Genomic DNA, 19,725 nt, shown 5'->3' with positions numbered 1-19,725 from the left:
CCTAGCTTCTCACAAACCCCAAAACGGGCTGTGGCCAGCGCATTCGTTCGGCCAGAGCCCCTGCCCTGCTCGGACCTGCCCTGCTCAGACCGCCGCGCTCAAACCTCCGGACTCAAACCTCCGCGCCCAGCCTTTGGCTGATGACCGTGGAGACGCCGTCGCCGCGCATGGTCACGCCGTACAGGGCGTCGGCGACCTCCATGGTGCGTTTCTGGTGGGTGATGACGATCAGCTGGCTGGATTCACGCAGCTCTTCGAAGATGGTGATGAGCCGGCCCAGGTTGGTGTCATCGAGCGCGGCCTCGACCTCGTCCATGACATAGAACGGCGAGGGCCGTGCCTTGAAGATGGCCACCAGCAGGGCCACCGCCGTCAGGGAGCGTTCGCCGCCGGAGAGCAGCGAGAGCCGCTTGATCTTCTTGCCCGCCGGCCGGGCCTCCACCTCGATGCCGGTGGTGAGCATGTCCGAGGGGTCGGTCAGGACCAGCCGGCCTTCGCCGCCCGGGAACAGCCGGGCGAAAACCCGGACGAATTGCCGTGAGGTGTCCTCAAAGGCTTCGGCGAAGACCCGCTGCACGCGCTCGTCGACTTCCTTGATGATGTCCAGCAGGTCCTTGCGGCTGGATTTCAGGTCCTCGAGCTGGGTGCTGAGGAACTGGTGGCGTTCCTCCAGCGCGGCAAACTCCTCGAGCGCCAGCGGGTTGACTTTGCCGAGGGCCGCGAGGTCACGTTCGGCCTTTTTGAGCCGCTTTTCCTGTTCCGCACGGACAAACGGCCTGCCCTCGACAATCTCGTGGCCGTCCTCGTCCACCGGAGCGCGCAGGGCGGCCCACTTGTCTTCCCCCGCGCCGGCCGGGACCGGGACGGGCTGGTCCGGACCGTAATCGGCCACGAGCTGGTCGGCCGTCAACCCGAGGTCCTCGACGCTCTTGAGTTCCAGCGCTTCAATCCGCAGCCGCTGCTGCGCGCGGGCGAGCTCATCACGGTGCACGGAGTCGGTGAGTTCGGCCAGTTCGCGGGCCAGGGCGTCGTTGCCGCTGCGTACCGCTGCAAGTTCGCGTTCCATCTCTTCCCTGCGTTCCTCCGCGTGGTCCCGCTCCCGTCGGGCCAGCTCCACGGACACATCGATGAACCCGGTCACTTGCTCCACGGCCGTAGCGACGGCGGCAGCGCGGCGGGCCTGGAGCGCGCGGCGGCGGGCCCGTTCCGCGGCTTCCTCACGGGCGCGGCGCTCGGTGGCGGCGGCGCGTTCCAGTGAGGCCGCCCGGTTTCGTGTGGCCGTGAGTTGTTCCTCGGCGCTGCGCAGGGCGAGCCGGGCCTCCATCTCGGCCGTGCGGGCCAGCGACGCGGCCAGGGCTAGGGCGTCGCGCTGCTCCGGGGAAGGTTCCTCCTCCGCCGGGGCTTCCTGGGCGGCGGCGAGCCGCGCCGCCACTGCTTCGAGCGCATCCTGTTCGCTGACGATGTTGGCCTCGGCCCGGGCCAGGGAGGCGCCGAGGCGTTCACTTTCGCCGACGGCGCTGCGCAGCACCGAGTTCAGATGGCCGAGCCGTTCGGCGACGGCGGCGAGCTTTGCGTCGGAATCGTGGAGTTTCGCCAACGCTGCTTCCGCGCGGTCCTCTGCCTCGGCGCGCCGCGCCCGGGCGGCGGCGAGGGCGAAGCGGTTGCGTTCGAGCCCGGCAGCGACGGCGGCCAGCTTGGCGGCGGCGTCGTCGACGGCGGCCTGGACTTCCAGCAGCGAGGGCGCCGTAGCGGAGCCGCCTGTCACGGTCAGCGCGGTAAAGACATCGCCCGCCCGGGTCACGGCGGTGAGCCCGGGACGCGCGGCGATGAGCTGCGCCGCCGACTTGAGGTCCTCGACGACGGCGACGCCGGCCAGCAGGGCCGGCAGCGGCAGTCCGGCGTCGTCCGGCCCCGCCACGGAAACCAGCTCCGCGGCCCAGCGCGCGCCAGCGGGAAGCGCTGCCCTGCCCGGAGCGGCACCGCCCTGGGCGTCGGCGGGCGCGCCGGCCGGTGAACCGCCGGGAGCCTCGGCCAGCAGCAGTGCGGCGCGTCCGGCATCGTCGTCGCGCAGCAGCTGCACGGCAGCGGCGGCCGTCTCCCGGTCGCGGACTACGACGGCTTCAGAGGCGGCGCCGAGCGCCGCCGCGACGGCGGGCTCGAATCCGGCTTCGACCGTGATCATGGAGGCCAGCGAACCCAGAACGCCCGCGGCCAAGGCCCCGGAGGCCGCCCCGAGCACATGCCCGGAACCGTCCTTCCGATTCAGGCCGAGCTGGAGGGCATCCCGGCGGGCCACGAGGGCGCCGCGTTCCCGCTCGCCCTCCCGCTCGGCTGCCTCCAGCTCTTCGATCTCGGCGAGGACGGCGTCCAGGTCTGCGCCGGCGGCCTCATAGTCGGCATCGAGTGATTCCTCGCCGTCCTCGACGCCTGCCACCTGCGACTCCAGCGCTGAGAACTCGCTCTGCGCCTGGCGGCGGCGCTCCTCGCCGGCCTTCTGGGAGTCGCGGAGGCGTCCGATCTCGGCCTGGGCGGACTCCACCCGGGAACGCGCCGCGCCCACCTGGCCCGCCAGCTTCGCCAGGCCCTCGCGCCGGTCGGCGGCGGCGCGCAGCAGGGCCGCCAGCCGCTTGTCCTCTGCGGCGGCGGTCTGTTCGGCGTCCTGCTTGGCAGCCGTCGCGGCGTCCAGTGCCTGGGTCCGGTCCACGATCTGCTGTTCCAGCCCGGCTTGCTCGTCGCGGACGCGGACGGCCTGCTTCTCCAGCTGGTCAGGGTCCCGGCCGGTGTCCGGAACCGCGTCCGCCGCGCCGAGCAGGCGGCGGCGTTCCTCGGCGAGGGAGCCGAGAGACCGGAACCGTTCGCGCCCCGTGGAGAGCGTGTACCAGTTCTCCCGCGCGGCGTTCAGCTTGGGCGTGGCCTCGGCAGCGAGCCGTTCGAGGGTCGCCTGACGGTGCCGGCCGGCTTCAAGGTCGCGCTCGACGACCCCGCGGCGCGCCCTGAGCGCCGACTCATCCGCGACATCCTGGGCCAGCGCGGACTGCAGCTGGACGAGGTCGTCGGCCAGGAGGCGCGACCGGGCGTCCCGGACCTCAAACTGGACGGTCTGGGCGCGCCGGGCCACTTCCGCTTGTTTTCCGAGGGGCGTGAGCTGGCGCCGGATTTCGCCGGTGAGGTCGCTGAGCCGGGACAGGTTAGCCTGCATGGCTTCGAGTTTGCGGACGGTCTTTTCCTTGCGGCGGCGGTGCTTGAGGATGCCGGCGGCCTCCTCAATGAAACCCCGCCGGTCCTCCGGGGTGGCGTGCAGGACTTTGTCCAGCTGCCCCTGGCCTACGATCACGTGCATCTCGCGGCCCAGGCCCGAATCGGAGAGCAACTCCTGGATGTCCAGCAGCCGGCAGCCGGCGCCGTTGATGGCGTACTCCGAGCCTCCGGTCCGGAACAGGGTGCGCGAGATAGTCACTTCGCTGTATTCGATCGGCAGGGCGCCGTCGCTGTTGTCGATCGTCAGGGAGACGTGGGCACGGCCCAGGGGCGGCCGGCCGGAGGTGCCCGCGAAGATCACGTCCTCCATCTTGCCGCCCCGAAGGGTCTTGGCACCCTGTTCGCCCATGACCCAGGCCAGCGCGTCCACCACGTTGGATTTGCCTGAGCCGTTGGGGCCGACCACGGCGGTGACGCCTGGCTCGAATTCAAACGTCGTCGCCGAGGCGAACGACTTGAATCCCCGGACGGTCAGGCTTTTGAGGTGCAAGGTGTTTCGGGTCTCCTGCTCGGCGGGCTGGGGCGCTGTTCGACGAAAGCATGATTCGACGCGGGCGCTGGTGTTCGGGACGGCCCCGGATACATACAATCTACTGCGGAGTTGTGACAATTCCGCGCAGTACCCTGCGAAGCCGCTGCTGATGCCGCGGACGGCATATGCGGAAAGTGGCGTGCAACGGGCATAGTTAAGCTCTTGAGCTTGTGCTTGAAGGGGCAGTCAACCGCAGAAGCGCAGGACAGACATGAACAGGGGCTTGAATTGATAGGGAATGCGACATTCCGGTACAGCAACACCGCCTTGCTTTCGGTGAGCAGCGTCGAAGCTCCGACGATCGTCAGTTCCACGGATTTCGACCGCAGGCTGGCTTTGACGCTCAGGCGGCTGCGGTTTCCCCCGAAGCTGCTCGAACGGGTCGCCGGCATCACGCACCGGCGCTGGTGGGCCCCTGGGACGTCGTTCGACGACGCCGCCATCGAGGCAGGCGCGAAGGCCCTGGCTGAGTCCGGCATCGAGGCGTCCGAGGTTGGCCTGCTGATCAACACCTCCGTCACGCGGCGCAACCTCGAACCGTCTGTCGCGGTGAAAATCCACCACGGGCTCAACCTGCCGTCGTCGGCCATGAACTTCGACCTCGCCAACGCCTGCCTCGGATTCGTCAACGGGATGACCCTGGCGGCCAACATGATCGACTCTGGCCAGATCAAGTACGCGATGATCGTCAACGGTGAGGATGCCCAGGCCACGCAGGAGGCCACCCTGGCCCGGCTGCAGCGGCCCGAGACAACCCGCGAGGACTTCAACCGCGAGTTCGCCACCCTCACCCTGGGCTCCGGAGCCGCCGCGGCCGTCCTGGGCCCGGTGGACCAGCACCCGGGCGCGCACCGGATAGTCGGCGGCGTGATGCGGGCCGGCACCGAGCACCACGAACTGTGCGTGGGCGGCATCGACGGCATGACCACCGACACCAAGGGCCTGCTCGACGGCGGGCTCCAGCTCGTAATCGACGCCTGGCACGAGGCCCAGCCGGAGTGGAACTGGGGCGCGATGGACCGCTACGTCACGCACCAGGTGAGCAACGCCTATACGCAGGCCATCATCGATGCCATTGACCTGGACCCGGACAAGGTGCCGATCACCTTCCCGCACTGGGGCAATGTGGGCCCGGCCTCGCTCCCCATGACCCTCGCCGCCGAAGCGCAGACCCTCGAAACCGGGAACCGTGTGCTGTGCATGGGCGTCGGTTCCGGCCTGAACACCGCCATGATGGAAATCGTTTGGTAGCCGCCGGCTGGCCCGGCGTCGACCCTGAATGGTCGCGCGAAGTCGCTGTGGCGTCCACCTCGGCCGCGGATGAGCCTGGAGCCGTGCGCCGCTGGCACCTGCTCGACAACGGCGCGCAGCTCTCCCGGCGCGGTCTGACTCCCGCCGGCACCCTGCTCTGCGTGCACGGCAACCCGACCTGGTCCTATCTGTGGCGGACCCTGCTGGCCGCCGGAGCCGACCCCGCACAACCGTGGCGTGTGGTGGCGGTGGACCAGCTGGATATGGGGTTCTCCGAACGCACCGGCACGTTCCGGCGCCTGGCAGACCGGATCAACGATTTGGCCGACCTCACCGCCGCGCTCGGCCTGGACGGGCCGGTAATCACCGTCGGCCATGACTGGGGCGGCGTGATCAGTCTCGGCTGGGCCCTGGCACACCCGCAGCAGCTCGCCGGAGTCGTGCTGACCAACACCGCAGTCCACCAGCCCTCCGGCTCGTCCCTCCCGCCCGCGCTGCGGCTTGCCCTGCACCCGGCCGTGCACCGCTGGGGAACGACGACGTCGGACGCCTTCCTACGGGTGACGCATTCCCTCGCCCACCCGCCGCTGGCCGCCGACGTCCGCAGCGCCTTCATGGCCCCCTACCGCGGCGCCGACCGCCGCGCCGGCGTGGGAAACTTTGTCGCCGACATTCCAGCCGACGCGTCCCACCCCAGCTTCCCGGCGCTCAACCGCCTCGCCGAAGGCCTGCGCGGGCTGACGGTTCCGGCCCTGATGCTCTGGGGCCCGCGGGACCCGATCTTTTCCGACCGGTACCTCAAGGACCTCATCGGCCGGCTGCCGCACGCGAAAGTGCACCGCTTCGAGGGTGCCGGCCACCTCGTCGCGGAAGACCGGGACATCGCCGGTCCCGTTTTCCAGTGGCTTGCCGAGCTCGGCCGGGACGAACCCCTCGAACACCGCTCTGAAATCCACGGCACTGATGTCCACGGTGCTGCGATCCAAGGCCGCGGGGTCCCGCCCCTTTGGGCGCCGCTCACCGAATTGGCGGCCGGAGCCGCCGCCGGGGACACCGCCGTCGCGGAAATGGCCCCGGACGGCAACATCGCCCGCTCGCTCAGCTGGCAGGAGCTGGAACTGCATGTTGCCGCCCTCGCGGCGGGTTTGCAGGGAGCCGGTGTGGGGCACGGCAGCCGGGTGAGCCTGATGGTTCCGCCGGGAGTGGACCTGACCGTGGTCCTCTACGCCTGCCTGCGGCTCGGCGCGGTGGTGGTCGTGGCCGACGCCGGCCTGGGCACCCGCGGCCTGAGCCGCGCAGTGAAGGGCGCCACCCCGGATGTTCTCATCGGTATCGACAAGGCGCTGGCGGCCGCCTCGGTGCTCGGCTGGTCGGGACGGCGCATCAGTGTGCGGGACCTGCCGGCCGCCCGCCGCCGCCTCCTCGGCGTCGAAACCTCCCTCGCTGCCCTCGCCCGCCGCGGAGCGGGCCTTGAACCGCCGTCGCAGGCTCCGGATCCCGACGCCGACGCCGCAGTGCTCTTCACCTCCGGTTCCACCGGACCCGCCAAGGGAGTGCTGTACACGCACCGGCAGCTGGCCGCGATGCGGGATACCGTGTCCGCGACGCTGGGGATCAGCCCCGGCGCACGCCTGGTGGCGGGCTTCGCGCCGTTCGCCCTGCTGGGCCCGGCGCTCGGGGCAGTCTCGGTGACGCCCGCCATGGACGTCACCGTGCCCCGCACCCTCACCGCCACGGCGCTGGCGGACGCCGCCGCGGCCATCGACGCGACGGTGATTTTCGCCTCCCCCGCGGCGCTGCGCAACGTCCTCGCGACGCAGGGCGGCATGGACCCGTCCGGGCACGAGGCCTTGGGGCGGGTGGAGCTGCTGCTCTCCGCTGGCGCCCCCGTCCCCGAATCCCTCCTCGCGGAGGTGCAGCGGCTGTTGCCCCGGGCCTCGCTGCACACGCCGTACGGGATGACCGAGGCGCTGCCCGTGACCGACATCAGCCTCGAAGAGATCCGCGCCGCGGAGGCCGACGCCGCCGCCGGAGCCGTGGCCGGGGCCGGCAACGGCGTATGCGTTGGCCGGCCGGTGCACGGGGCCCGCGCGGCTGTCGTCCCGCTCGCCGCGGACGGCACCGCGCCGGGGAACGAGCCCGTCACCGAGGCGGGAGTGACCGGCGAGATCCTCGTCAGTGCCCCGCATGTGAAGGAGGCCTACGACAGGCTCTGGCTGACCCAGCGCGAGAGCGTCCGCACGCCCGGATGGCACCGCACGGGCGACGTCGGGCACTTCGACGCCGCCGGCCGGCTCTGGGTGGAAGGACGCCTCGCGCACGTCGTGACGGCGCCGGGTGCCGTGCTCACGCCCGTGGGCGCGGAGCAGGCCATCGAACGCCTGGACGACGTCGGCCTGGCCGCCGTCGTCGGGGTCGGTCCGGCCGGGACGCAGGCCGTCGTCGCCGTCGTCGAGACTGTCCCTCCCGCCCGCCGGGCCGGACCGGCCGCGCCGCAGCTCGCCGGGCGCGTACGGGAGGCCGCCCGCCGGGCGGGCGTCAGCGTCTCCGCTGTGCTCGCCGTCCCCTCCCAGCCCACCGATATCCGCCACAACGCCAAGATCGACCGGACCCGCCTGTCCCGGTGGGCCTCGGCGGTGCTGGCCGGCGGCCGGCCGGGAACGCCGTGAGGGTCCTGGTCACCGGCGCGAGCGGCCTGCTCGGCGGTGCAGTGGCCGGGCTGCTGGTGCGGCAGGGCCACGCCGTCACCACGTTCCAGCGCCGCCCCTCGGGAGTTGCCGGCGCCGCGGATCTCGCCGGGTCCCTCGCGGACGAGGACGCCATCCGGCGCGCCGTCGCCGGCGCCGAGGGCGTCATCCATCTGGCCGCGAAGGTCTCCTTCACCGGCCGCGCCGCGGAGTTCGACGAAGTGAATGTCGAGGGCACGCGCCGGCTGCTCCGTGCGGCCCGCGAAGCAGGCGTGCGGGACCTGGTGTTTGTCTCCTCCCCGTCCGTCGCTTACTCCGGCGGCGCCATCGCCGGGCTGGGCGCCGAGCCGGCGGACCCGGACCGCGCGCACGGCGACTACTCCCGCACCAAGGCCGAGGCCGAACTGCTGGCGCTGGCCGCGGACTCGCCGGAATTCCGGGTCGCGGCGGTGCGACCGCACATCGTCTGGGGCCCCGGCGACACGCAGCTGGTGGAACGGGTGCTGGACCGGGCCAGCCGCGGCCGCCTGCCGCTGCTCGACGCCGGTGCGGCGCTGATCGACACCACGTACGTGGACAACGCCGCGGCAGCCATCGTCGCCGCGCTGCACCGCGTGGAGCACATCCACGGCCGGGCACTGGTCCTCACAAACGGCGAACCCCGCCCGGTCGGCGAGCTGCTGGCGGGCATCTGCGCCGCGGGCGGCGTCCCGGCACCGACGTGGACGGTGCCGGGCGGGCTCGCGCGGGCGGCAGGATCGGTGGTGGAGAGGCTCTGGACCCGGGCCCGCCGCCCCGAGGAGCCGCCGATGACCCGGTTCCTCGCTGAGCAGCTCTCCACTGCCCACTGGTTCGACCAGCGGGAGACCCGTGAACTTCTCGACTGGACGCCCGCCGTTACGTTGGACGAGGGCCTGGCGAAGCTGGCCGAACACTACCGGGCGTCCGCTACCAGCGGCCGTTACCAGCGGCCGTTGCGGGGCCTCGGCTGGCAGACGGGACAGGTGTAGGACGAGCGGTTCATGAACTGTTCGCGTTTCATCAGGCTGACGCGGCCGGCGGCGGCGCAGCGCCTGCACGGCAGCCCTTCCCGGCCGTAAGCGTTCAGGGAGCGCTCGAAATACCCCGAGGCGCCGTTGACGTTGACGTACAGCGAATCGAAGCTCGTGCCGCCGGCGGCCAGGGCATCCGTCATGACCTCGCGGGCTGCGTCGAGCACCCGCAGCGCCTCGGCCCGGCGCAAAGTGTCCGTGGGCCGGGCGTAGTGCAGCTGGGCCTTCCAGAGCGCCTCGTCCGCGTAGATGTTCCCGATCCCGGAGACCAGGCCCTGGTCCAGCAGCGCCCGCTTGAGCCCGGTCTTCCGGGCCCGCAGGCGCCGGTAGAAGGCACCGAAGGAAAAGTGCGGGTCCAGCGGGTCCCTGGCAATGTGTGAGGCTTCCTCGGCGATCAGCGGCAGCGGCGTCTCGGCAAGGCCGCCCGGGCCGCCGTCGGCCGTGGGGATCAGCGAGGTCAGGAACAAGCCGCCGAAGATGCGCTGGTCCACGAACCGCAGCTGCTCCGGCATGCCCCCGGCGGCGCTGAGCCCCAGCCGGACCTTCAGGTGCTTTTCGTCCGGAACGGCCGCGTCCTGCATCAGCAGCTGCCCCGACATGCCCAGATGGGCCATCAGCGCGACGGCGGGTGCCGGGCTGGCGGGGGCGGGGCTGCCGGGGGCCGGGTCCCCGGAAGCATCCGTGAGCGGCATCCACAGGAACTTGCCGCGGCGGACCACGTCCAGGACCCGCGCGCCTTCCAGGTTGCCAGCGAAGTCCTCCGGTCCCAGGGCGTGCCGCCGCAGGGAGCGCGGATCCAGCACGTCGACCGAGGTGATGGTCCGGCCCCGCACCCAGCTCACGAGTCCGCGCCGGACCACCTCAACTTCGGGCAGTTCAGGCAACGCCGCTGCCTAGCTGCCGCTCTGGGTGTCGGAGGCCCGGGATTCAGCGGACTGAGTGTCGGCGGCGGGGGCGGTCAACCGGCGCCAGGCATCGGCGGCGGCTTCCTGTTCCGCTTCCTTCTTGGAGTTGCCGGTGCCGGTGCCGTAGTCCGTGCCGCCGATCCGCAGCACGGCCTCGAAGGTCCGGGCGTGGTCCGGTCCGGAGCCCTCCACCGCGTAGTTGATGGTACCGAGCTGCCGGCTGGCCGCGAGCTCCTGGATGCTGGTTTTCCAGTCGGTTCCAGCGCCAAGGGCTGCCGCGTCCTTCAAGAGCGGTCCGATCAGCCGCATGACCAGCTGCCGGGCCGTCTCGATGTCGTTAGACAGGTACGTGGCGCCGATCAGCGCCTCCATGGTGTCCGCCAGAATGGACGCCTTGTTCTTGCCTTCGGTGAGCTTCTCGCCCTGTCCGAGGTAGATGTACTCGCCCAGTCCGATGCTGCGGCCAATGCCGGCCAGCGCCCGGGTGCTGACGACGGCGGAACGGCGCTTGGCCAGGTCGCCTTCGGGCAGCGTGGGGTTGTCACGGTACAGCGCGTCAGTCACGGAGAACCCCAGGATGGAGTCGCCGAGGAACTCGAGCCGTTCGTTGGTGGGAATGCCGCCGTTTTCGTAGGCGTAGGAACGGTGTGTCAGAGCAAGACGAAGCGTCCCGGCGTCAATACTGACACCGAGACGCTTCAGAAGCTCTTCAGTTGAAGACATCTTTTCAGCCTGTTGGCGGATTAGACGTCCGCGACCTTGCGGCCCTTGTACTCAAGGAACAGCGCAGTGCCAGCAGAGTCGGTAACGACCTTTGCCTGGTGCGGCAGGCTGTAAACAACCTGGCCGTTCTCTACGGTCTTCACCAGGTGGGGGGCAGTAGCCTTCCACTGGGAGCGGCGGGCGCGGGTATTCGAGCGAGACATTTTCCGCTTGGGAACAGCCACGGCTAACTCATTTCTCTCTAGTCCAACACTTACAAATCAGTTTTGCCGGTCAGGCTTAGCCAAGTCAGCCAGGGCGGCCCAGCGAGGATCTACGACCTCGTGGTGATGCCCCGGCTCGTCTTCCAGGCGTACTCCGCATTCGGAGCAAAGGCCCTGGCAGTCTTCCCGGCACACCGGCTGGAACGGCAGCGTGGTTACCACTGCGTCCCGCAACACCGGCTCAAGATCGATTAGATCGTGCTCGACTCGACGTTGCTCTTCTTCGTCTTCTCCGTCCGAGAACACAGCGTCCTCGTAGAAGAAAAGTTCTTGCACATTGACCTCTTGGTCATACGCAAGGGGATCCAGGCATCGGCCGCATTCGCCGGTTACTCCGACGAGCACGGTTCCTGATACCAGAATTCCTTCGTGTACGGCCTCCAGCCGCAGGTCCAGCTCAACATCCGAGCCTTCCTGCACACCAATGAGCGCCACACCAAGATCACTTGGTGCGGGTACATGTTCCTTCAGCGTCCGCATGCTTCCCGGACTGCGTCCGAGGTCCTTGACGTCGAACGCCAGGGGCGAACTAGCATCTCGTTTAATGAGAACTCCTGTTGAACATATGACCGACGTACTATCTTAGCCTGAACTGCCGGACGGACTCAAACCGGCAAACGGGTTCGCAGCGTCTCGCAGCAAACCAGCCCCGGGCGGGCCGCGCAACCGGCGTCAGGCGCCGAGTACCGGTCAAGCTTACACTTTGCGCGGGCGGTTCTGGACCGGCGTGTCGGGAGCCAGGCGCTTGAGTACGGACCGGGGCACAAAGTCTGAAATATCCCCGCCGAGGCCGAAGACCTCTTTGATGAGGGTGGAGGACAGGTGCAGGTAATGCCCCTCCGCGGGCAGGAACACCGTCTCGACGCCGGTCAGCTGCCGGTTCATCGTGGCCATCGGCAGCTCGTAGTCGAAGTCCGATGAGGAGCGCAGGCCCTTGACGATCGCGGAGACCCCGCGCTGCCGGCAGTACTCGGCCAGAAGCCCCTCCCCCACGGGTTCGACCACGATGCCGCGCAAGGACGCGAACGTTTCCTTGGCCATGTCGATCCGCTCCTCGAGGCTGAAGCGGTACTTTTTGGCGTAGTTCGTGGAGACGGCCACGATTACCTCGTCAAAGAGGCCCGCGGCGCGTGCGATGACCTCCAGGTGTCCGTTGTGAATGGGGTCAAAGGAGCCAGGGCATACGGCACGTCTCATGCTCCGAACCTACCGTATTCGCGCCGCCGGCCGGGATACCATGACTGAATGTCAGCAACGCAGTCCCCTGCCCAGCTCCCGTGGCAGCGCGCCGCGACGGGTGCCAATCTGCTCTCCCGGGACGGTTCCCTGGGCGTCACGATTTTCGAGGAGATGACCACCCTGGCCCTCAGCACGGGCGCCATCAACCTCGGCCAGGGCTTCCCGGACGAGGACGGCCCCGTGGAGATCAAGGAGGCCGCCGAGGCCGCCATCGCCGCCGGGGCGAACCAGTATGCGCCCGGCAAAGGCATCCTGCCGCTGCGGGAGGCCATCTCACTCCACCAGCGGCGGTTCTACGGGCTGGCTCCCGATCCCGAGACGGAGGTCATCGTGACCACCGGCGCCACCGAGGCCATCGCCGCCTCGCTGCTCGCTCTGGTCGGTCCCGGGGACGAGGTGCTCACGTTCGAGCCGTTCTACGACTCCTACGGCGCCATCATCGGCCTGTCCGGCGCCACGCACGTCACGGCCCCGCTCCTCGCCCCGGATTTCATGCCCGACCTCCACGCGCTGGCGGCGGCCTTCAGCCCGCGCACCAAGGTGGTGCTGCTCAACAACCCGCACAACCCCACGGGTGCGGTGTTCCCGCGCGAAGTGCTTCAGCGCATCGTCGACCTGGCCGCCCGGCATGACGCCGTGATCGTCACGGACGAGGTCTACGAGCACCTGACGTTCGGCGTGCAGCACCTCCCGCTGGCCAGCCTGCCCGGCGCGGCCGAACGTACCCTGACCATTTCCTCCGCCGGCAAGACCTTCTCCTTCACCGGGTGGAAGATCGGCTGGCTCTCCGGCCCGGAGCACCTCGTGGCCGCGGCACGGACCGTCAAGCAGTTCCTGAGCTACAGCTCCGGCACGCCGTTCCAGGCCGCGATCGCCGTCGGGCTGGGCCTTCCCGACGAGTTCTACGCCGGCATCGCCGACACCCTCCGGTACAAGCGCGACATCCTCAGCGAGGGACTCCGCGCCGCCGGCCTGGACGTCCTCACACCGCAGGGGACGTACTTCGTGAACGTGGACACCTCCCCGCTGGGAATCACCGATTCCGTGGAACTGGCACGGCGGCTTCCCGAACTGGTGGGCGTGGCCGCCATCCCGGTGCCGGTCTTTTGCCATGCCGAAGGCGCCGAGCGCACCCGCAGCCTGCTGCGCTTCGCGTTCTGCAAAAAGATGCATGTGCTGGAGGAGGCCGCCGAGCGGCTGGCGACCCTGCGCGACAGGCTCTGAGGATGGCGGATCAGCTGGGCTCGCGTTTCCTGCGGACCACCGGACAGCACGCCGCGATCGAACCGGATCCTTTCACCGATGGCGGCTTCGTGCTGAGCATCGGCGGCGCGGAGCAGTCCCATGTGAACCTGGCCGATCCCGCGGATATCTTTTACGAATACCTGCGCCGGATCGGCCACGTGGTGGACCTCGCCGCTCCGTGGGGCGAGCCGATCACCGCGCTCCACTTGGGCGCAGGGGCCCTGACGCTCGCCCGCTACATCCAGGCCACCCGGCCCGGTTCGGTCCAGTACGCGGTGGAGCTGGAGCGGGAACTGCTGGACTTCGTGCTGGCGCAGCTGCCCCTGCCCGAGGGAACGCGGCTGAGCACGGTAATCGGCGATGCCCGCGACGCCCTCGCGGAACTTCCGGCGGAACTGCTGTTCGACGTCGTGATCCTGGACATCTTCTCGGGCCCGGAGGCGCCGGAACACATCGCGTGCACCGGGTTCTATCAGGAGGCGGCGGCAAGGCTGACGCCGCATGGCGTGCTCATTGTCAACGTGGGCGACGAACCGGGGCTGACCCTGGTCCGCAGCCAGGTCGCGGCCATGCGCCGGGCCATGGCCGACGTCGCGGCCTTCGCGGAGTCCGGGATGTTCACCGGCCGGTATCCCGGCAACATCATCCTGGCCGGGACGCAGGGCCCATGGCCCGAGTCGTGGACGGCGGCGCTCACCGCACGCGGTCCGCACCCGGCGAAGGTCCTCGCCGGCGTCGAGCTGGACGCGCTGTCCACCTAGTCCCCGGCCCACCTAGCCGTTGCCCGAGGAAGACCACGCTGCTCGCCGTCGTTTCCGGTCCCAGACGGTCCAGGTAATGAGAGCGGCGAAAACGGTTACCGCCAGGGCGGCTGAAACCCCCACCATGACGTCAATAGGCAGCAGATAGACCAGGACGGCCCGCGCGCTGGCTTCGGCAATCAGTCCCGCACCCCATATGGCTGAAATCTTCAGGTGCCAGCGGTGCACGGCCGCGCTGCTATGGAATTCCCGGTCCATTTCCCCGGCGCGCTCCGGACTCCAGGTCTTGGCCGCGTCCAAAGTCAGGGGATGTCCCAGAGCGGCCAAAACCAGGAACGAAACACCAAGGCCGCCGGTGATGGCCGAGTCCTTGAGCAGCAGAAACCGCGGGTCACCGGTGAGGAAAGACAGGCCCAGGCCGAGTCCGAAGACGATGACCATCAGCATCGCAAACGGGTTCAGGGAATGTCCCTTGAACGCGGTCCACAACAGCCGGCAGCCAGCGGCTCCCGCCGCCGCCAGCAGCGCGGCCCAGTCCGTGGCGCCCGCCAGGTGCAGGACATAGTAGGCAGCCAGCGGTAGCCCTACATCCCACGCCAGACCGCGGACCAGCGCACGCGTCACCAGACCCGGACGTTCGTGTCCCGACGCCTGCTCAGCGTTCATCGGGGTGCTCCATCCCTTTTCCGGATGCGGGTTCAAGATCCTGATCTGCCCATTATGCCCAGCCTCGCCTAGTCCGCGGCCTCCACTCCGGGCTCGGCGAACCAGAGCCGGGTTTCCCCGTACTTCTTCTCGGCAAAACGTTCCAGGCCCTCGGGCCAGGCCGGTTCGGGGGCCCTGGATGAGCGCTCCACGACCACCACGGCTCCCTCGTCCAGATGCGGCACCAGCTTGGCCAGCACGGCGGCGAGGGCCGGCTCGTCCAGGGGGTAGGGCGGATCCAGGAACACCAGGTCCCAAAGCACCGTGTCGAGGGTCCGTTCCAGGAAGGATTCGACCTTGGAGCGGTGCACGGAGACCACCTTGCGGGCCGTCACGGTGTTGACCAGGTCAGCGTTCCGCTGGCAGACGGCGCTGGCCTTGGCATCGAATTCGACGAGGTCGACCGTGTCGGCGCCGCGGCTGCCGCTCTCTACCCCGAGCGAGCCCGATCCGGCATAAAGGTCCAGCACTCGGGCGCCGGCGATGACGTTGAAGGCGTCGAGGCGGGAGAACAGTGCTTCCTTGACGCGGTCCGTGGTGGGCCGGGTCAGGTTGCCGGGGACGCTGGCCAGCGGGCTGCCGCCGGCGGCGCCGGCAATGATCCGGCTCACCGCCGGTGCCCTTGGGGTATGGTCCTAGCCGCGTTCAAGGAACGCCTCCTTCTCGGGGTTCAGGTATTCGTCGATGGCTGCCGCGAGCCGGGGCTGGCCGCCCAGCGAGGGGTCGGCGGCCACGATCCGCTGGGCGTCCTGCCGGGCCCGTGAGATCACGTCCTCGTGTTCGAGCACGCGCAGCAGCTTCAGCGTCGAGCGTCCGCCGGACTGCGAGGCGCCCAGGATGTCGCCTTCCCGGCGCAGTTTGAGGTCCTCCTGGGACAGTTCGAAGCCGTCGGTCGTGGCGGCCACGGCGTCGAGCCGGCGGCGGCTGGGATGGCCCGGTTCCAGGGTGGTGACGAGCAGGCAGGTCCCCGGCAGCCCGCCGCGGCCCACCCGGCCGCGCAGCTGGTGGAGCTGGGAGATGCCGAAGCGGTCCGCGTCCAGGATCACCATGAGCGTGGCGTTGTGGACGTCGACGCCGACTTCGATCACCGTGGTGGAGACCAGCAGTTTGGTCTCGTTGGCGGTGAACGAGGCCATGGTCCCGGACTTCAGGTCGGGGTCCTGCCGGCCGTGCAGCGGCGCGACGGGCACCCCGGCCAGGGCCGGTTCGTCCCGGAGGTGTTCCACGACGCCGGTGACGGAGGCGAGCTCCCGCGAGCCGTTCTCGCCCTCGAGGTCCGCGTCGGACGGTTCGGCCTCGCCCGGGGAGAAGTCGCCGTCGTCGTCAGCGCCGATCTTGGGACAGACGACGTAGACCTGGTGGCCGGCGTCGATCTCCTCCCGCGAACGGGACCAGATCCGGCTCGCCCAGGCGGGGTGCTCCGCCAGCCCCACGACGTGGGTGGAGATCGGCGCCCGGCCGGCGGGGAGCTCGTCCAGCACGGAGGTCTCCAGGTCCCCGAAAACCGTCATGGCCACGGTCCGCGGGATCGGGGTGGCCGTCATGACGAGCAGGTGCGGCGGTTTGCTGGCCTTGGCCCGGAGGGCGTCACGCTGTTCCACGCCGAAGCGGTGCTGTTCGTCTACCACGATCAGCCCGAGGTCGTAGAAGGACACATTCTCGCTCAGGAGGGCGTGCGTGCCAATCACGATGCCGGCGGTCCCCGAGGCGGCGTCCAGCATGGCCTGCCTCCGCGCCGCCGTGGGCATCGAACCGGTGAGCAGGGTGACTTGGACGGCGTCCGGGCCGAAGCCGCCAAGGAGCCCGTCCCGGGCGAGCGGACCGAGCGTGCGCCGGATCGATTCGTAGTGCTGGGCGGCGAGGACTTCGGTGGGGGCAAGCAGGGCCGCCTGTCCCCCGGCGTCCACTACCTGCAGCATGGCGCGCAAGGCCACGATGGTCTTGCCCGAGCCCACTTCGCCCTGCAGCAGCCGGTTCATCGGCGAGTCCTGCGCCAGCTCTTCGGAGAGGGTCTTGCCGACGGCGGCCTGGCCGGCGGTCAGCGTGAACGGCAGCTGGCGGTCGAAGGCGGGCAGGAGCCCGTCCGGGGCCGGGCGGCGGGCCGTGGCTTCTTCGGCCGCCAGTTGGGCCCGGCGCCGGGCCAGGGCCGACTGGAGCACCAGGGCTTCCTGGTAGCGGAACCGGTCCCGGGCGCGTTGCCAGTCCGCCGGGGTTTCCGGGGCATGGATGAGCCGGTAGGCGTCCGCGACCGGCAGGAACTTCTCCCGCGCCGCGATCTCCGCCGGCAGCGGGTCGCCGAGGGCCTCGAGTTCCACCGTGTCCAGCAGGGTGGAGATGACTTTCTGGATGGACCAGCTGGTCAGTTTCGCCGTGGCCGGGTACACCGGGATCGGCATGGCGGCGAGCTTTTCCGGGTCCATGCCCGGCGTGTCAGAGTCCTCGTCAAGGAGCAGGAAATCGGGGTTGGTCAGGCCCAGGGAGCCGCCGTAGCGCGTCACCTTGCCGGAGAACATGGCGCGCCGGCCGGGCTGGAGCTCGGTCTTGGCCCGGAAGCCGTTGAAAAAGCTGACCTTCAGTGTGCCCGGAAGCGCGCCGCCGGCCCGCCCGGAAGCGGATCTGTTCGTCCCGGTTCCGGGGCTCCCGGCGTCCTCGGAGATCACAACGTCGGTGAGGGAACCGCGGCGGGCGCGCATTTGCCGCGTGCTGCTGGAGATCACCCGGGCAATGAGGGTCACGTCCTCGTCCAGCGGGACCTCGCTGATGGGGGTCAGCTCACCGCGGCTGAGGTAGCGGCGCGGGAAGTAGTTCAGCAGGCCGCCGACCGTGGTCAGGCCGAGGTGTTTTTCGATGACAGCCGCGGAGCGCTTGCCGATCCGGCGTTCCAGGCCCAGGTCAAGTTCAGCGGTCATGTCCGTCGGGGGTCGAGGTTTCAGTGGCGAAGCCGGCGTCGGGGTCACGCGGCACGGCCAGCTCGCTGACGGAGAGGTCCGCGGGCTCGCCGAGGGAACGGATCAGCGCGACGGCCGTTTCGACGTCCAGGACATGGACATGGACGCGCCAGCGGTAGAGCCCGGCGGCATCCGCGGCTCCGCCGACCTGGCTCATGATCACCGAGTCGCCCATTTCGTCCAGACGCTGCCGCATCATGGCAGCGTCCAGCGGCGAGAGCGAAATCGTGCACATGACTTCCACGCCGTCGTCGCGGGGCATGTCGGCATGGATGTGCGGATCCTGGACGTCGTAGCCGTGCAGGCCGTCCAGCAGCTCGCTCTGGAGCTCTTCGCCCAGCACGGCAGAGCGGAGGCAGTCGAGGATCAGGAGCATGCCCACGCCGCCCGCGTCCACCACGTGCGCCGCGTGCAGGGCATCGAGCTGGTCCTCAGTGTGCACCACGGCCTCCAGGGCTGCGGCGACGGCGGCATCCAGGGCCAGGCCGAGGGTCTGGTTGCTGTCATCGCCGTCGTGCGCGGAGTCGACGGCGGCCGCGGCCCGGGCGGCGGCCTCCATGACGGAGAGCATGGTGCCGGGCACCGGATCGCTCAACGCGGACCAGGCCCGGATCTGGGCGCGGTTCAGCGCCGCGGCCAGCAGCGGCGAGCTGATCCGGGCGTGCCCGGCCAGCGGTTCGGCGGCGGCGCACAGGAAGACGGCGAACAGCGTTCCGGAGTTGCCGCGGGCCTGTTCCATGGCGGCCTGGCCGGCCCGGGACAGGACGGAGCCGACGTCGTTGTGTGCCGGCTGCGCGGGGCCCGCCGCCTGCACCGTCGTGTCGGCGCTGATCCGCGGCATGGCGGCAGTGTCGGTCACGGTGTCGTGGAGGGCGTGGGCGGCGGCGCGAACCGTCAGGTAGAGGTTGGTGCCGGTGTCGCCGTCGGCGACGGGAAAGATATTGATGGCGTTCAGGCGGTCGCTGTGGTTGCCGAGCGTGGTTTCCGCCTTGCCCAACCACCGCTTCATCGCATGCGCGTTGGCGGCAATCTTAGTCTGCAAAGTGATCCCATCCCACAGCGTCAGCGGGCCTGCCCGCGATCTTCACGCCCGTGCTTTGCATTGGTGCAGGGGCCTCTACCGAGCCTATCGCAGTGAAACCGGGAGGGAGCTGAACGTCTGGGGGAAACGCGGCCAGCAGTCCGTGGTCCTCGCCGCCGCCGAGCACCCAGGACATCGGGTCGGTTCCCAGCAGCTCCGACGCCGGCAGCAGCGGAACGGCGAGTGCCTTCAGGGCCGCAGGGTCCAGGTTGAGGATGGCATGGCTGGCTGCGGCCATACGGTTGCCGTCCCGGACGAGTCCATCCGAAATGTCCATCATGGCCGAGGCGCCTGCCCCGAGGGCCGCGGGGCCGGCCGCGAGCGGCGGGGCCGGCCTGCACTGGGAGTCCAGAAGGGCACGCTGCCCGGCAGTGAGGTCGCCCACGCGGACGTCCGATTCCAGCAGTGCCAGTCCGGCGGCGGCGCGGCCCACTGTCCCGGCGAGCGCCACCGTGTCCCCCGGCCGTGCGCCGGAACGCAGAACGGGCTCCTTGCCGTCCAGGGTGCCCACGATCGCGACGCTGACCGAGAGTTCGCGGCCACGGCCGAGGTCGCCGCCGGCCACCGTGCAGCCCGTTGCGCCCAGTTCCCGGATGCCGGCGATGAGGCCGTCCGCGAAGTCCTCCACCCAGGACACCAGGGTCTCCGGCGGCATGGTCAGGCTCACCACCAGGGACGTTGACCGGGCGCCCATGGCGTTGATGTCGCTGAGGTTTTGGGCGGCGGCCTTCCATCCGACGTCGAACCCGCTGGTCCGGTAGCCGTTGTTCCATTCGAGCCGGAAGTCCTGGTCCGCCACCTGGGTGTCGATGCTGAGCACGGTCCGCCCGTCCGGCGCCGCGACGATCGCGGCGTCGTCGCCCGGGCCCAGGAGCAGGGACGTCGCCGCCTCCGGACCGCTGCCGGGCTCCTGGACCGTAAGCCGCGGGAAGATGCGCGCCAGAAGCTGAGCCTCCGAGAGCCCGGCGACGGTCAGGGCGGCATCGGCCGGCACGGCTTCCCGCAGAGGGATTTCAGAGGCGGCGGTTTCAGGGGCGGGGGGTTCAGAGGCAGCGGCTTCCGGCCCAGGAGATTC

General features: G+C 69.9%; 16 protein-coding genes. 5 read left to right on the top strand and 11 right to left on the bottom strand.

Translation table 11 applies throughout. The annotated features are described in order from the left end of the window. Positions 1 to 112: 112 nt before the first annotated feature. Positions 113 to 3,748, bottom strand: a complete 3,636-nt coding sequence (gene smc, locus ACFVVK_RS05500; RefSeq protein WP_390264558.1) for a chromosome segregation protein SMC — start codon at positions 3,746 to 3,748, stop codon at positions 113 to 115. Between the two features lie 270 nt (positions 3,749 to 4,018). On the opposite strand from smc, the gene ACFVVK_RS05495 reads away from it, so the two are divergent. The 3 genes from ACFVVK_RS05495 to ACFVVK_RS05485 are packed head-to-tail and all read left to right on the top strand — an operon-like array spanning position 4,019 to position 8,738. Next, positions 4,019 to 5,041, top strand: coding sequence for a 3-oxoacyl-ACP synthase III (locus tag ACFVVK_RS05495; protein ID WP_390264555.1), 1,023 nt, complete (start codon positions 4,019 to 4,021; stop codon positions 5,039 to 5,041). After that, a complete protein-coding gene (locus tag ACFVVK_RS05490; protein WP_390264552.1) occupies positions 5,035 to 7,710 on the top strand; it encodes an alpha/beta fold hydrolase in 2,676 nt (891 codons plus the stop codon). Before ACFVVK_RS05495 ends, ACFVVK_RS05490 begins: the two co-directional genes overlap by 7 nt. Then, positions 7,707 to 8,738, top strand: coding sequence for an NAD-dependent epimerase/dehydratase family protein (locus ACFVVK_RS05485; protein ID WP_390264549.1), 1,032 nt, complete (start codon positions 7,707 to 7,709; stop codon positions 8,736 to 8,738). The genes ACFVVK_RS05490 and ACFVVK_RS05485 overlap by 4 nt, the downstream gene beginning before the upstream one ends. Here the strand turns inward: ACFVVK_RS05485 and mutM are convergent. From mutM to coaD, 5 genes are all read right to left on the bottom strand, one after another. Beyond that, positions 8,690 to 9,664 (bottom strand): bifunctional DNA-formamidopyrimidine glycosylase/DNA-(apurinic or apyrimidinic site) lyase, encoded by a 975-nt coding sequence (gene mutM / locus ACFVVK_RS05480; RefSeq protein ID WP_390264547.1) that lies wholly within the window; start codon positions 9,662 to 9,664, stop codon positions 8,690 to 8,692. The two genes, ACFVVK_RS05485 and mutM, sit on opposite strands and share 49 nt — an antisense overlap. Before the next feature lie 9 nt (positions 9,665 to 9,673). Further along, positions 9,674 to 10,408, bottom strand: coding sequence for a ribonuclease III (gene rnc, locus ACFVVK_RS05475; RefSeq protein ID WP_390264544.1), 735 nt, complete (start codon positions 10,406 to 10,408; stop codon positions 9,674 to 9,676). A gap of 20 nt (positions 10,409 to 10,428) precedes the next feature. Next, the gene (rpmF, locus tag ACFVVK_RS05470) at positions 10,429 to 10,632 is read right to left on the bottom strand and encodes a 50S ribosomal protein L32 (protein ID WP_056738282.1); all 204 of its coding nucleotides are present in this window, start codon (positions 10,630 to 10,632) and stop codon (positions 10,429 to 10,431) included. A gap of 36 nt (positions 10,633 to 10,668) precedes the next feature. Continuing rightward, positions 10,669 to 11,193, bottom strand: coding sequence for a YceD family protein (locus tag ACFVVK_RS05465; protein WP_390265018.1), 525 nt, complete (start codon positions 11,191 to 11,193; stop codon positions 10,669 to 10,671). Positions 11,194 to 11,367: 174 nt separating this feature from the next. After that, a complete protein-coding gene (gene coaD, locus ACFVVK_RS05460) occupies positions 11,368 to 11,868 on the bottom strand; it encodes a pantetheine-phosphate adenylyltransferase (protein WP_390264541.1) in 501 nt (166 codons plus the stop codon). A 48-nt stretch (positions 11,869 to 11,916) separates the two neighbouring features. Here coaD and ACFVVK_RS05455 point away from each other — a divergent pair, with 48 nt between their 5' ends. Together ACFVVK_RS05455 and ACFVVK_RS05450 are read left to right on the top strand one after the other, a co-directional pair. Next, positions 11,917 to 13,134 carry an aminotransferase class I/II-fold pyridoxal phosphate-dependent enzyme gene (locus tag ACFVVK_RS05455; RefSeq protein ID WP_390264538.1) on the top strand — a complete coding sequence of 406 codons (1,218 nt, stop codon included), beginning with the start codon at positions 11,917 to 11,919 and terminating at the stop codon, positions 13,132 to 13,134. A 2-nt stretch (positions 13,135 to 13,136) separates the two neighbouring features. Next, complete coding sequence (locus tag ACFVVK_RS05450; RefSeq protein WP_390264535.1) at positions 13,137 to 13,916, top strand: spermidine synthase; 780 nt, start codon at positions 13,137 to 13,139, stop codon at positions 13,914 to 13,916. Positions 13,917 to 13,928: 12 nt separating this feature from the next. Here the strand turns inward: ACFVVK_RS05450 and ACFVVK_RS05445 are convergent, their stop codons facing one another. The 5 genes from ACFVVK_RS05445 to thiL form a co-directional block, all read right to left on the bottom strand. After that, positions 13,929 to 14,582 carry a VC0807 family protein gene (locus ACFVVK_RS05445; protein ID WP_390264532.1) on the bottom strand — a complete coding sequence of 218 codons (654 nt, stop codon included), beginning with the start codon at positions 14,580 to 14,582 and terminating at the stop codon, positions 13,929 to 13,931. Between the two features lie 68 nt (positions 14,583 to 14,650). Next, positions 14,651 to 15,232 carry a 16S rRNA (guanine(966)-N(2))-methyltransferase RsmD gene (gene rsmD / locus ACFVVK_RS05440; protein WP_390264529.1) on the bottom strand — a complete coding sequence of 194 codons (582 nt, stop codon included), beginning with the start codon at positions 15,230 to 15,232 and terminating at the stop codon, positions 14,651 to 14,653. A 24-nt stretch (positions 15,233 to 15,256) separates the two neighbouring features. Further along, positions 15,257 to 17,530 (bottom strand): ATP-dependent DNA helicase RecG, encoded by a 2,274-nt coding sequence (locus ACFVVK_RS05435; RefSeq protein WP_390264526.1) that lies wholly within the window; start codon positions 17,528 to 17,530, stop codon positions 15,257 to 15,259. Further along, complete coding sequence (locus ACFVVK_RS05430; protein WP_390265015.1) at positions 17,520 to 18,578, bottom strand: DAK2 domain-containing protein; 1,059 nt, start codon at positions 18,576 to 18,578, stop codon at positions 17,520 to 17,522. Before ACFVVK_RS05430 ends, ACFVVK_RS05435 begins: the two co-directional genes overlap by 11 nt. Before the next feature lie 22 nt (positions 18,579 to 18,600). Next, positions 18,601 to 19,662 (bottom strand): thiamine-phosphate kinase, encoded by a 1,062-nt coding sequence (gene thiL / locus ACFVVK_RS05425; protein WP_390265012.1) that lies wholly within the window; start codon positions 19,660 to 19,662, stop codon positions 18,601 to 18,603. Positions 19,663 to 19,725 lie beyond the last annotated feature (63 nt).

This window comes from Arthrobacter sp. NPDC058192, assembly GCF_042883665.1.
Taxonomy (GTDB): Bacteria; Actinomycetota; Actinomycetes; order Actinomycetales; family Micrococcaceae; genus Arthrobacter.
Note: the sequence above shows the minus strand (reverse complement) of the source record. Positions and strands in the feature narration are given on the sequence as shown.

What these genes read in the sequence shown, in the direction of transcription:
- rnc (WP_390264544.1), bottom strand. Translation starts at nt 10,408, where the DNA reads ATGTCTTCAACTGAAGAGCTTCTGAAGCGTCTCGGTGTCAGTATTGAC.
- coaD (WP_390264541.1), bottom strand. Translation starts at nt 11,868, where the DNA reads ATGAGACGTGCCGTATGCCCTGGCTCCTTTGACCCCATTCACAACGGA.
- ACFVVK_RS05455 (WP_390264538.1), top strand. Translation starts at nt 11,917, where the DNA reads ATGTCAGCAACGCAGTCCCCTGCCCAGCTCCCGTGGCAGCGCGCCGCG.
- ACFVVK_RS05450 (WP_390264535.1), top strand. Translation starts at nt 13,137, where the DNA reads ATGGCGGATCAGCTGGGCTCGCGTTTCCTGCGGACCACCGGACAGCAC.
- ACFVVK_RS05445 (WP_390264532.1), bottom strand. Translation starts at nt 14,582, where the DNA reads ATGAACGCTGAGCAGGCGTCGGGACACGAACGTCCGGGTCTGGTGACG.
- ACFVVK_RS05435 (WP_390264526.1), bottom strand. Translation starts at nt 17,530, where the DNA reads ATGACCGCTGAACTTGACCTGGGCCTGGAACGCCGGATCGGCAAGCGC.
- ACFVVK_RS05430 (WP_390265015.1), bottom strand. Translation starts at nt 18,578, where the DNA reads ATGAAGCGGTGGTTGGGCAAGGCGGAAACCACGCTCGGCAACCACAGC.